The organism is Pseudoflavonifractor sp. An187, from assembly GCF_002160275.1.
GTDB classification, from domain to species: Bacteria; Bacillota; Clostridia; order Oscillospirales; family Oscillospiraceae; genus Enterenecus; species Enterenecus faecium.
In genome coordinates this window covers 1-12,394 of the sequence record NZ_NFKG01000045.1, presented here as the reverse complement: position 1 = coordinate 12,394, position 12,394 = coordinate 1, and the positions used below count along the sequence as shown (strand labels likewise).

The 12,394-nt window shown below is 61.1% G+C and carries 13 protein-coding genes; 7 read left to right on the top strand and 6 right to left on the bottom strand.

The features are described from left to right. Positions 1–322 precede the first annotated feature (322 nt). The 4 genes from B5F22_RS11430 (at position 323) to B5F22_RS11415 (ending at position 2,873) form a co-directional block, all read left to right on the top strand. Entirely contained in the window at positions 323–1,060 is a 738-nt protein-coding gene (locus B5F22_RS11430) for an ATP-binding cassette domain-containing protein (RefSeq protein ID WP_087392649.1), read from the top strand. After that, positions 1,057–1,974 (top strand): SufD family Fe-S cluster assembly protein, encoded by a 918-nt coding sequence (locus tag B5F22_RS11425; RefSeq protein WP_087234509.1) that lies wholly within the window; start codon positions 1,057–1,059, stop codon positions 1,972–1,974. The genes B5F22_RS11430 and B5F22_RS11425 overlap by 4 nt, the downstream gene beginning before the upstream one ends. 12 nt (positions 1,975–1,986) lie before the next feature. Further along, positions 1,987–2,133, top strand: a complete 147-nt coding sequence (locus B5F22_RS11420; RefSeq protein WP_087234513.1) for a TraY domain-containing protein — start codon at positions 1,987–1,989, stop codon at positions 2,131–2,133. Between the two features lie 122 nt (positions 2,134–2,255). Next, a complete protein-coding gene (locus B5F22_RS11415; RefSeq protein WP_343223954.1) occupies positions 2,256–2,873 on the top strand; it encodes an ATP-binding cassette domain-containing protein in 618 nt (205 codons plus the stop codon). A 696-nt stretch (positions 2,874–3,569) separates the two neighbouring features. Here B5F22_RS11415 and B5F22_RS11410 read toward each other — a convergent pair. The 6 genes from B5F22_RS11410 to B5F22_RS11385 are packed head-to-tail and all read right to left on the bottom strand — an operon-like array spanning position 3,570 to position 8,807. Continuing rightward, positions 3,570–3,809, bottom strand: coding sequence for an RNA-binding S4 domain-containing protein (locus B5F22_RS11410; protein ID WP_087234412.1), 240 nt, complete (start codon positions 3,807–3,809; stop codon positions 3,570–3,572). A 22-nt stretch (positions 3,810–3,831) separates the two neighbouring features. Continuing rightward, a complete protein-coding gene (locus B5F22_RS11405; RefSeq protein WP_087234414.1) occupies positions 3,832–4,107 on the bottom strand; it encodes an HU family DNA-binding protein in 276 nt (91 codons plus the stop codon). Between the two features lie 30 nt (positions 4,108–4,137). Further along, complete coding sequence (gene mazG / locus B5F22_RS11400; protein WP_087392648.1) at positions 4,138–4,929, bottom strand: nucleoside triphosphate pyrophosphohydrolase; 792 nt, start codon at positions 4,927–4,929, stop codon at positions 4,138–4,140. 55 nt (positions 4,930–4,984) lie between these two features. Next, a complete protein-coding gene (locus B5F22_RS11395; protein WP_087392647.1) occupies positions 4,985–6,640 on the bottom strand; it encodes a polysaccharide biosynthesis protein in 1,656 nt (551 codons plus the stop codon). Positions 6,641–6,670: 30 nt separating this feature from the next. Then, positions 6,671–7,972, bottom strand: a complete 1,302-nt coding sequence (locus tag B5F22_RS11390) for an amidohydrolase (RefSeq protein ID WP_087392646.1) — start codon at positions 7,970–7,972, stop codon at positions 6,671–6,673. 10 nt (positions 7,973–7,982) lie between these two features. Then, positions 7,983–8,807, bottom strand: coding sequence for a purine-nucleoside phosphorylase (locus B5F22_RS11385; protein WP_087392645.1), 825 nt, complete (start codon positions 8,805–8,807; stop codon positions 7,983–7,985). A gap of 158 nt (positions 8,808–8,965) precedes the next feature. Between B5F22_RS11385 and B5F22_RS11380 the strand changes: the two genes are divergently transcribed. The 3 genes from B5F22_RS11380 to B5F22_RS11370 form a co-directional block, all read left to right on the top strand. Next, positions 8,966–9,391, top strand: coding sequence for a DUF3842 family protein (locus tag B5F22_RS11380; RefSeq protein ID WP_087392644.1), 426 nt, complete (start codon positions 8,966–8,968; stop codon positions 9,389–9,391). A 210-nt stretch (positions 9,392–9,601) separates the two neighbouring features. Then, complete coding sequence (locus tag B5F22_RS11375) at positions 9,602–11,614, top strand: cadherin-like beta sandwich domain-containing protein (protein ID WP_158096695.1); 2,013 nt, start codon at positions 9,602–9,604, stop codon at positions 11,612–11,614. A 10-nt stretch (positions 11,615–11,624) separates the two neighbouring features. Next, on the top strand, positions 11,625–12,394 hold a 770-nt coding region (locus tag B5F22_RS11370; protein WP_204210594.1), incomplete at its 3' end, for a cadherin-like beta sandwich domain-containing protein.

The window sequence follows — 12,394 nt, the reverse complement described above, 5'->3', positions numbered from 1 at the left end:
GTCTGGGGGGCCATGACAGGCTGGGCCTCGGGGGCGGGCTGGGAGACCGGCTCCGGCTGGGGCTGGGCAGCGGTCTGGGGCGCGGCGGAGCCCATGACCCGGGCCCACACCCGCTCAAAGACCTCCTGGCTCTGGGAACGGGAATTCATGATCTCATCCATGGGAAAACACCTCCTAAATACCCCATTCTATGCCCCAATCCAGGGATTGCCACGGTTGACAGATGGGTATAATCATGATATACTAGCAAAACATATAAGAAAACTATGAATTATAAGCCGTCCCTCCCACGGGGGACGGCTTCAAACGGGAGATTTGCACTATGTTGGAACTGAAACATCTGACCTTCTCTGTGGAGGGAGAGGGCAGTCAGAAGGAGATTTTGAAGGATGTGTCCCTGAACGTCCAGGACGGCACCTTCCTGGTGGTCACCGGCCCCAACGGCGGCGGCAAGACCACCCTGGCCAAGACCATCATGGGTCTCAACCAGCCCACTTCCGGCCAGATCATCTGGAACGGGGAGGACATTACCAATCTGAATATCACCGAGCGGGCCCGCCGGGGCATCAGCTACGGCTTCCAGCAGCCCCCCCGCTTCAAGGGGCTGCGGGTGTGGGACCTGCTGAGCCTGGCCTCTGGCAACGACCAGCTCACCCACGCCGAGGGCTGCCAGCTGCTGACCCAGGTGGGGCTGTGTGCCGCCGACTATATCGACCGGGAGGTGGACAACTCCCTGTCCGGCGGCGAGGTCAAGCGCATTGAGATCGCCACCATTCTGGCCCGGAAGTCTCCCCTGATGATCTTCGACGAGCCGGAGGCGGGCATTGACCTGTGGAGCTTTGCCAAGCTCACCGAGACCTTCCGCTATATCCACGAGAAGCGGCAGGCCACCATCATCATCATCTCCCACCAGGAGCGCATCATCAACCTGGCCGATGAGATCGTCATGATCGCCGGAGGCGAGGTGGTGGAGCGGGGGGCCAAAGAGGAGATGTTCCCCAAGATTCTGGAAAACACCCAATCCGGGTGCGCCTTTGTGAAGGGAGGAGCCCAGGCATGAATTCCATCGACACCCATCTGCTCCGGGAGATCGCAGACCTGGAGCGTGTGCCCCAGGGGGCGTATAACATCCGCAAGAACGGTCAGTTGGAGGGGCGCAGCAACTCCGCCAACATTGTCATTGAGAGCAAGGAGGACAAGCCGGGCATCGACATTCACATTGCCCCCGGCACCGTCAACGAGTCGGTGCACATCCCCGTTATCGTCACCCAGACCGGTCTCACCGACCTGGTGTACAACGACTTCCACATCGGCGAGAACAGCGATGTGAGCATTGTGGCTGGCTGCGGCATCCACAACTCCGGCTGTGAGACCGCTCAGCACGACGGCGTCCACACCTTCTACGTGGGCAAGAATGCCAAGGTGCGCTATGTGGAGAAGCACTACGGCGAGGGCGAGGGCACCGGAAAGCGCATCCTCAACCCCCACACCATCATCTACCTGGAGGAGGGCGCCTCCATCCAGCTGGAGACGGTGCAGATTCGGGGCGTGGACTCCACTCGCCGCTACACCAAGGTGGAGATGGAGGCCAATGCCGAGGCGGTGGTCACCGAGCGCCTGCTCACCCACGGCGACCAGTTTGCCGAGAGCAAAATGGAGGTCATCATGAAGGGGGAGGGGGCCCGTACCCAGGTGATCTCCCGGTCTGTGGCCCAGGACAACTCCGTGCAGGTGTTCTATCCCCAGGTGCAGGGGGATGCCCCCTGCTTCGGCCACGTCCAGTGTGACTCCATCATTATGGACCACGCCAAGGTCAGCTCCATTCCTGCCATTGTGGCGGGCCACACGGACGCCCAGCTCATCCACGAGGCGGCCATCGGCAAGATTGCCGGAGATCAGCTCTTGAAGCTCATGACGCTGGGTCTCACCGAGGAGGAGGCCGAGCAGAAGATTCTGGACGGATTCCTGCGCTAAAGGGGTGGGAACATGAAGCCCCTGAAACAAAAGGTGAGCATCACCCTGGATGAGGACGTGGTGGAAAAGCTGAAGGTGCTGGCGGAGGACTGTGACCGCTCCCTGTCCCAGTACATCAATCTCATCTGTAAAGCCCATTTGAAACAGCTGGAAAAATAAGAAAAACACCGTTGTGAAGGAGAAGTTTCCTTTACAACGGTGTTTTTTTGTGCTTGATGGGAATTGCGAAAAGCCTCCCTTGTGTAAAGGGAGGTGGCCCGGCGTGAGCCGGGTCGGAGGGATTGTGCATCTCTCTGTTTTATCCCCTCATCAACCGCTTTTATGACATTGCCGACGGCAAGATTCGCTACGACGGCATCAACATCAACAAGATCAAGAAGGCGGACCTGCGCCGCTCCCTGGGCATCGTGCTCCAGGACACCCACCTGTTTACCGGCACGGTGATGGACAACATCCGATACGGTAACATGGAGGCCAGCGACGAGGAGTGCATGGCCGCCGCCCGGCTGGCCAATGCCGACGGCTTCATCCGCCGCCTGCCTGACGGGTATGACACCATGCTCACCGGAGACGGGGCCAACCTAAGCCAGGGTCAGCGGCAGCTGCTGGCCATCGCCCGGGCCGCCGTGGCCGATCCGCCCGTGCTCATTCTGGACGAGGCCACCTCTTCCATCGATACCCGTACCGAGCGGCTGGTGCAAGACGGCATGGACGCTCTGATGACCGGGCGCACCACCTTTGTCATTGCCCACCGGCTGTCCACGGTGCGCAACGCCGACTGCATCATGGTCATGGAGCAGGGCCGCATCATCGAGCGGGGCACCCATGACGAGCTCATCGAGAAGAAGGGCAAGTATTATCAGCTGTATACCGGGAATTTGGCAGAAGAGTCTGCCTGATTCTCAGGACTTCGCTGTGGTGGATGGTTCTTCTCCGATTTTCTTGGCAGAAACCAGTGTCCCCGCCGGGGACGCTCCGCTGGGCCCGATTTCTCCCCGATGAGAAATCGGGGAAAGAATCGCCAAAGGCGGGGCCTTCCCCCGCCTTGTGGAATCCACCCCGCCGGTACTGGATGGAGTATGCGCCGTTCTCTTCTCGGCTCTTGGACTGGTGGGGTCACATGGATAGCGAGGAAAATCTACAGAAAACACCTACTCCTCTGACAAATACTACTTCTACTGCCAGGGCCTCACCCTGGTGCACCGCTGTTCCCAGCTGTTGGTGGCCTGACTCCCGGCGGCGGGAACGCCGCTTGGCCAGGGGAGGCCCGGAGGTGGAAACCGCCCGGCTGTAGGGCCAGCTGCCAAAGGTGGCCTGGTGTAGTGGCAGTGACAGGGGCCACAGCAAGGGTGACGGGCCGAACACCAGCTTGACGCAGTTCCAATCTCGTACCCCAGGGAGGTCCTTAGGGGGGAACGCCCTAAGCGGGTTTTGGTTTCTTTTGCCCGCTCAAAAGAAACCCCCAGCGGGAAGCGTCCCCACCAGGCTGGAAGCCTGTATAAGACAAAAAAGAAAGGACAAGTTCATCAAGGCGGGACATATAAGAAATGCAAAAACGTGGGAGCACCTCAGGGTACTCCCACGTTTTTTGCCTTTTATAGCTGCTGATACATGGCGCTGGCATCCGCCTTGCCCACAATGTCGGCGGTGGACAGCACTTCCACCCGGATGGCCTTCTCGCCAAACTTCATCTCCAGGATGTCCCCCACTTTCACCTCGTAGGAGGCCTTTACCACCCGCCCCCCCACGGTGATGCGGCCGTTGTCACAGGCCTCATTGGCCACGGTGCGCCGCTTGATGAGCCGGGACACCTTCAACCACTTGTCAAGTCTCATAGAAATCCTCCTATGCTTCTCCTTATGCTCCGATGCTGTCCTTCAGCGCCTTGCCGGGCTTGAACACAGGGGTCTTGGATGCGGGGATGTTGATCTGCTCCTTGGTGTGGGGATTGCGGCCAATGCGGGCGGCACGGCTCTTCACCTCAAAGGAGCCAAACCCCACCAGCTGCACCTTCTCCTCCTGGGCCAGGGCCTGGGTAATGGCCTCCAGGGCGGCGTTGAGGGCGGCCTCGGTGTCCTTCTTGGACAGCCCGGCCTTTTCAGCGGCGGCGTTGATGAGATCAGCTTTGTTCATGGTCGTTTGTTCCTCCTAATGGTCTACAATTCAAGGCTGGTGCTTGATGGCGTTCCAGATGTCGTCCAGCTCGGTGAGGCTCATGTCCTCCATCTGCTTGCCCTGGGCGGTGACGGCCCCCTCCACCCGGCGGAACCGGGCGGCAAACTTGTCGCAGGCGGCCTGGAGGGCGTCCTCCGGGTCCACCTTCAAAAAGCGGGCCACATTCACGGCGGCAAAGAGCAGGTCTCCCAGCTCCTCGGCGGGGTCTCCGTGGCCGGCGATGGCCTGCTTCACCTCGCCCAGTTCCTCGGAGAGCTTGTCCACCGCGCCGTCCACGCTGTCCCAGTCAAAGCCCACCTTGGCGGCCTTCTTCTGCACCTTCTCCGCCCGCCACAGAGCGGGCAGAGAGCGGGCCACCGCGTCCACGGCGTCGGCCTGGGTGGCCTGGCCCTTCTCCTTCTTCTTCAGCTCCTCCCAGTTGGCCAGAATCTCCCCGGTGGAGGAGACGGTCACATCCCCAAACACATGGGGGTGGCGGAAGATGAGCTTCTGGCACACGCCGTTGGCCACGTCGTCCAGGTTGAAGCGGCCCTCCTCCTCCTCAATGGAGGTGTGGAACACCACCTGGAGCAGCACGTCGCCCAGTTCCTCCTGGAGGTGCTCGGTGGACTGCTGGTCAATGGCCTCGGCCACCTCGTAGGCCTCCTCCAGGAAGTTGCGGCGGATGGACTCATGGGTCTGCTGGGCGTCCCACTGGCAGCCGCCGGGAGCCCGCAGTACCTTTACAATGTCAACGAGGTCTTGGACGTTGTACTTGTCCTTGAGAGAAAAATCTACCATACTATCACCTACAATGCAAGGATTATTTCAAAATGGAACCTTTTTGCCGGGGAAGTTATTCGGCGGGGGTGATGCGCAGCAGGCGGCCAATCTTGTCGCCCTTGGGCATAAACTTCAAGTCCTGGGGAGAGATGGCCCGGAGCAGCACCACCAGAGCCAGATATACCAGGCCGCCTACACCCACGGAGAAGAGGGTGCAAATGGCGTTGCCCGAGTTGCTCAGGGTTTTGGCGGCGGTCTGGAAGGCGGACATGCCACCCAGGACGGAGGAGGACAGGCCATAGCAGGCCCACACTGCCAGACCCATGACGACCGCGGACACCAGGGGCTTGCCGAAGGCTCGGGTCAGGCTCAGAGAGCGGGGCAGGGTGCGCTTGATGATGATGAGGTCCAGCACGGCGATGATGGCAAAGCACACCAGGGTGCTCACGGGAGCGCCGTGGATGTTGATGTCCTTGTTGCCCACCAGAATGTAGTTGATGGGCAGCTTGAACAGGCACCCAATGATGGTGGTGACCATGGGGATGGTCACCAGGCGGTGGGCCTGCATGATGGCGTTGCACACCAGCATGAAGCACACGAAGATGACGGCGATGCCCAGCACGGACAGCATCCAGCCGCCCAGTTCCACGTCGGTGGTGGGGTAGAGCAGCCGCATGATGGGCTCACTGAGCACAAACAGACCCACGCCGGCGGGAATGGCCAGCAGGGCGGTGGTGCGCAGGGCGGTCTCGCTGATCTGGGCCCCCAGCTTCCGGTTCTTCACCGCCTGAGCCGCCGACACCGCGGGGATGATGGAGGCGGTGAGAGGCACCATGAAGGAGGAGGGCAGGTTGTACAGGGTAGCCGCCTGGTCAAAGACGCCCTTGAGGGAGCGGGCCTCCAGCTCGGTAAAACCGGCTCCGTCCTGGAGCCGCCCATAGATCATGCTGGTGTCAATGAGGTTCACCAGGCCGATCACCGAAGAGCCCAGGGTGATGGGAATGGCCAGCTGGAGCAGGGTGCGGAAAATCTTCTTGGAGGATTCCGGTTTGTCCTGCCCCACCGGGGTGCTCCCATGGTGGGAGCGGAAGCAGAAGGCGGTGTACAGCATGCCCAAAGCGCAGCCCACGGACACGCCGAAGATGGCGCCAGCGGCGGCCACAGACTCATTGTTGGAGGATTTGAGCAGGAAATAGGCCAAAGTCAGGCCAATAACTAGCTTGCTCAGGGCCTCGATGATCTGGGACACGGCCGTGGGAGTCATGATGGAGTGGCCCTGGAAGTAGCCCCGCATGGCGGACAGGGGGCACAGGAAGAAGATGGCGGGGGCCAGAGCCCGGATGGAGTACCAGCTGCGGGAGTTGTTCATCAGGTTTGCCAACTGCTGGGGGAAGAAGAACATCAGGCAGAAGCTGATGGTGCCCAGGGCCAGGAAGGTGAGAAAGGCCACCCGGAAGGTCTTTTGCACCTGATTGTGACGGCCCAGAGCGTGGGCCTCCGAGATCATCTTGGACAGGGCCACCGGCAGACCGCCGGTGGAGACGGTGATGAGCAGGGAGTAGATGTAGTAGGCGGTGTTGAAGTCGGAGAACCCCGCCTCCCCCAGGATGTTGCCCAAGGGAATCTTGTACAGCGCTCCAATGAGCTTGACAATGACAATACCGGCGGCCAGAATGGCGGCGCCGCCAAAGAAGGTATTATTTTTGTTTTTGGAAGTGGGATTTGACATAATCTCAACCTTTCACCAAGAAGTCCAGGGTCAGTGGAAGAGGAGGGGGAGGGCATAGTCCCGGACCTCGGCCTGAATCCGCTCCACATCCAGCGTGTGGAAGGTACCGTTTTCATATATGATGTTGCCCCGGGCCATATTCATCACCACATTGGAGCCGTGGGCGGCAAACACCAGGTTTTCCACCACGTCATGGCAGGGGGTGAGGTTGGGGGCGGTGAAGTCCAACAGGATAAGGTCCGCCACCTTGCCCACGGCAATCTGGCCCGTGGGACGGCCCAGCGCCCGGGCACCCGCCACCGTGGCCATCTCCAGAGCCTGCCGGGGGGTGACCACCCCGGGGGTGCAGCGCACCCCGCTGGGCAGCAGCGCCGCCAGCTTCATGTCGGCAAACAGGTCGGCACTGTTGTGGGAGGACATGCCGTCGGTGCCCAGAGCCACATTCACCCCGGCCTGGAGCATGTCGGGGATGGGGGCGATGCCCGAACCCAATTTCAGGTTGGAATAGGGATTGTGGACGCAGGACACCCCTTTTTCCGCCATAATGGCCCAGTCCTCCGGGGTGGTGTACACACAGTGGGCGGCAATGCCGCCGTTGTCCCACACCCCGTACTGGTTCAGCGTCTGGATGGGGGTGAGGCCGTGGCGGTCCAGGCTGGCCTGGTGCTCACTCTTGGTCTCCGACACATGCACGTGCATGCGCTGGTGATGGTCGTGGGCGAACTGGGCCATCCACTGCCACAGGGGGGCGGAGGAGGTGTACTCTCCGTGGATGGAGGCGTCTAGGAGGATTTGCCCGTCTCCCGCCCCGTGGAACTCCTCGGTGAGGGCCCGCTGAGCCACGCAGTCTCCGCAGGTGTCGGGGTGAAAGTCGGCCGGGTCGCCAAAATACACCCCGCCGCAGGACAGATTGGCGCTGATGCCGGCCTTCAAAATCTCCTGGGCGATGGTGGAGGTGAACATGTACATGTCCGCCACGCAGGTGACGCCGGAGGCGATCATCTCCGCCAGGCCCAGCCCCGCCCCGGCCTGCACCGCCCGGGGGTCCAGCTTGCCCTCCGCGGGGAAGATGTAGTCGTGGAGCCAGGTCTGCAAGTCGCAGCCACCGCCGTATCCCCGCATGAGGGTCATGGGCAGGTGGGTGTGGGCGTTCACCAGGCCGGGCATCATCACCTTGCCCGAGCAGTCCACCACCCGGTCAAAGTCGCCCTGGGGGCGGTGGGTGCCCACATAGGTGATGGAGGTACCCTCCACCTGGACATAGCCGTTTTTGAGAATGGTCCCCGCCTCGTCCATGAGGACGGCGGTGACATTGGTAAATAGTACGGACATAGGTTCCTCCTTATAACTGGGCCAGACAGCCCAGGACCAGGGGCACAAACCGGTGCCGGGCGGCTTTGCCCGCCTCCAGCACTTCCTCTTCGCTCAAGGGCTTGGGCAGCATCCCGGCGGCTAGGTTGGACAGCAGCGAGAAGCCCAGCACCTCCATGCCACAGTGGGCGGCCACGATGACCTCGGGGGCGGTGGACATGCCCACCGCATCCCCGCCCAGAGCCCGGATGGCCCGAATCTCGGCGGGGGTCTCATACTGGGGCCCGAAGCTGTAATAGTATACCCCTTCCCGCAGGGGGCTACCCAGCTCCTGGGCCACCTGGCGGGCCACCTCTTGGAGCCGGGGGGTGTACAGGTGGGAGGCGTCGGGGAAGCGCACCCCAAATTCCGGGAGGTTCTCCCCCCGCAGCGGGGACTCCCCGCCCAGCTTGATCTGGTCGGTGAGGAGCATGATGTCCCCGGCGTTCCAGTCTGGGCGGACGCACCCGGCGGCGTTGGTCACCAGCAGGGTGTCACACCCCAACAGCCGCAGCACCCGCACGCCATAGGCCACATCCTCATAGGAGTACCCCTCGTAGTGGTGCACCCGGCCCTGCATCACCGCCACGGGCTTGCCTGCCAAGGCGCCAAAGACCAGCTGCCCCACATGTCCGGGGGCAGTGGAGCGGGGAAAGTGGGGAATGGAGGCGTAGGGAACTGCCACGGCGTTCTCCACCTCCTGGGCCAGATCCCCCAGGCCGGAGCCTAGAATCAGGGCCACTTTGGGGACAAATTCCCCCAGCTGAGCCCTCAGATAGGCGGCGCTTTCCTGATAATGGGAATACGGATGGGACATAGGCTTCCCTCCTGACAAAATCTTCGGAAATATGAGAGCATTACAAGATAGTTTACACCATTTGACCAGGAAAATCAATCCTGAGCCCCGGCTGCATTGGCAGGGGAGGGGAAATGTGCTATCATATATAAAAACAGATCCAATGAGGAGGAGACGACATGCGGGACACAAGACCCCTGGTGGTGGTGGTGGACGGCCACGGCGGCGGCATGGGCAAGGCCCTGGTGGCCCGGCTCAGGGAGCGGCTGCCCCAGGTACACGTGCGGGCGGTGGGCACCAACTCCGCCGCCACTGAGGCTATGCTCAAGGGGGGAGCCGAGGACGGCGCCACCGGGGAGAGTGCGGTGATTTTCAATGTGGGAAAGGCGGACTTCGTGGTGGGGTCCGTGGCCATCCTCATGGCCAACGGCCTGATGGGGGAGATCTCCCCCCGTATGGCCCAGGCGGTGGGGGACAGCTCCGCCATCAAGGTGCTCATCCCCGCCAACCGCTGCGGCATCCGCATCGCCATGGGGGGCGAGCAGCCCCTGCGCCGCTATTTGGACGACTGTGTGGACCTGATTGCCGCCGAGCTGCAAGAGTAAACCATACGACAATCTGACGATTTTGGACGGATGAGGCCTGCCTTGGTTGACAAGGGAGGCCTCATCTTATAAAATATTTGTCGAGTGTTTAGTAACGGGTGCATTGCACCCCGAAATATGGCATTATATGGAAGAATTGGGCGGTCTTTGTCAAAAACGGCCCGTGTGGAAGAGAATAAGGAGAGACGAATGTTACAAAGTGGAAGAAGAATGGAGAAGAAAACACGGACGCTGGCAGGGCTGGCGGCGGTGTTTTTTGCCTGCATGGTGGTTCTGTCCGCCTTTGTGGCGGTGTACGCCGGAGGCGTGCGCTACGGCGTGGTCACTGGCACCGAGGTGGGCCTGAGCGTGCGTGCGGGAGCGGGAACCTCGTACACCCGGCTGGGACTTATTTACGACGGCACCACCGTCACCATCACCGGGGAGAAAAAGGCCTCAGACGGCGCCACCTGGTATGCCATTGACTACAACGGCGGCACCGGATACGTCATCAGCACCTATATCAAGCTCATTGACGGCGGTGTGGATGACAAGGAGTTTGAGGCCTACCTCAAACAGCAGGGCTTCCCCGAGTCCTACTGGAGCGGGTTGAAGGTGCTCCACGCCATGTACCCCGAGTGGGTGTTCAAGGCCGACCACAACGGCTTTGACTGGAACTACGCCGTGGACCAGGAGTCCAAAATCGGCAACAGTTTGGTGCAGTCCTCCTCCAAGTCCAGCTGGAAGTCCACCGACCCCAAGGCCTACAACTGGGACACCGGGGTGTGGACGGTGTTTGACTCCGGCGGCTGGGTGGCTGCCTCCCGGGAGATTGTGGCCTACTACATGGACCCCCGGAACTTCCTGACCCAGAACAGCATCTTCCAGTTCCTCCTCCAGAGCTATGACGCCCAGGTGCAGAGCGTGGCGGGGGTGGAGCGGCTGGTGGACGGCACCTTCCTGGATGCCACCGTCACCGACACCGACGGCAAGCGAATTTATTACCCCCAGGTGATCTATGATGCGGGCAAGAAGGTGGGGGTCAACCCCTATGTGCTGGCCGCCATGATCATCCAGGAGCAGGGCACCAAGGGGCTCAGCGACAGCATTTCCGGCAAGGCCCCCGGCTTTGAGGGATATTTTAACTTCTACAACATCGGCGCTGTGGCCGGAGGCGGCAACACCGCGGTGAAAAACGGCCTCATTTACGCCAAGGGCGGCATCAACGGCACAGGCACCAGCTATGGACGGCCCTGGAACAGCCGGGTGCGGGCCATCAGCGGCGGAGCCCAGTTCTACGCCAACGGCTACGTCACCGCCGGACAGGACACCATGTACTTAAAGCGGTTCAACGCCCAGGGGGACAACCCCTTTACCCATCGGTATATGACCAGTGTGTGGGGCGCTGCCTCCGAGGGTCTGAGTCTGGCCGGGGGGTACAGCGAGGAGCTGCGCCAGTCCCCCCTGGTGTTCTCCATCCCCGTGTATGACAATATGCCCAGCAGCCCCTGTGCCCAGCCCACCGGGGACGGCTCCCCGGACAACCGCCTGAGCACCTTGAAGGTGGGCAACTACGCCCTCACCCCGGGCTTTGACAACGACACCACCTCTTACAGTGTAGTGGTGCCCAACTCCGTCTCCTCCGTCACCATCACCGCCACCCCCAAGGCGTCCACCGCCAAGGTCAGCGGCGCCGGGACGGTGCAGCTGAAGGTGGGGGCCAACACGGTGAAGGTGACGGTCACTGCCCAAAACGGCAGCCAGCGCACCTTTACCCTCACCATCGCCCGGGAGGGCAGCTCCGGCGGCTCGGACTCCTTCTCCGTCAATCCCAAGTACAAGGTCAGCGGGTCCAAGCAGGTCTCGGGCATCACTCTGGGCACCAAGAGCTCCGACTTTGTGAAGAACCTGAACATCGTGGGGGGCTACGCCCAGGTGAAGACCGCCAGCGGTGGGGCCAAGCAGGACTCCGCCGTGATGGGCACCGGGGACACCGTGACCATCTACCGCAACGACGGCACCCAGTATGCCAAGTGGACGGTAGTCATCTATGGAGATGCCAACGGGGATGGAAAAATTGATAATTCAGACCGTGTGAAAATCCGTAACCATGTGTTGGGTACCAGTAAATTGTCTGGAGCGTTGGCTGTGGCTGCCGATGTGAACAAGGACGGACGGGTGAACAACACCGACCGTGTGAAAGTTCGCAACCATGTGTTGGGAACATCTCTAATTACTCAATAGGAGAGAATCAATGAAAAAATTCTTCGCAAGTAAGTGGATTGCCCTGGTCATGGCTCTGACTCTGGTTCTGAGCCTCACCACCCCGCAGGGCCGTGCAGTGCAGTCCTGCACCGTGACTTTTTCGGACCCTACAGTTACTGTGGGGCAAACGTTTACCGTCAATGTGAGGGTGACCGGAGCTGTGGCCATTGCCACGGTGAAGGTGAACTATGACTCCAGCTATCTGCAATATGTTTCCGGTGATTTAGGCTACGGATACCCCAGCGGCAATGTGATTGTCATGGATAAAGAGAATGCTGGAACGGGTAACATTAGCTTCTCGATGACCTTCAAGGCGCTGAAAGCGGGTAAGACTACCATCAACAACTATGAAAACTCCATTGTGGATGGAAATGGCGACCCCATGAATATCACCCCCGGCTGGTCTACGGTCACCATCAACGCCCCCTACACCGCCTCGGGGAACAACAACCTCAGCTCCCTGTCCATCAGCCCCGGCACCCTGTCCCCCGGCTTCTCCGCCGGCACCACCAGCTACAGCGCCTCGGTGTCCAACTCCACCACCAGCGTGGCGGTGTCCGCCAAGGCCGCTGATGGAAAGGCCAAGGTGGCGGTGTGGGGCAACACGGGGCTGAGTGTGGGCAACAACACCATCACCGTCCAGGTCACGGCGGAGAACGGCAGTAAAAAGACCTACACCATCACCGTCAACCGGGCCGCGGGGAGCACGGGAGGCAACACCGGCGGGAATGCCCCGGCCCCCGACGACACCCCCAGTCC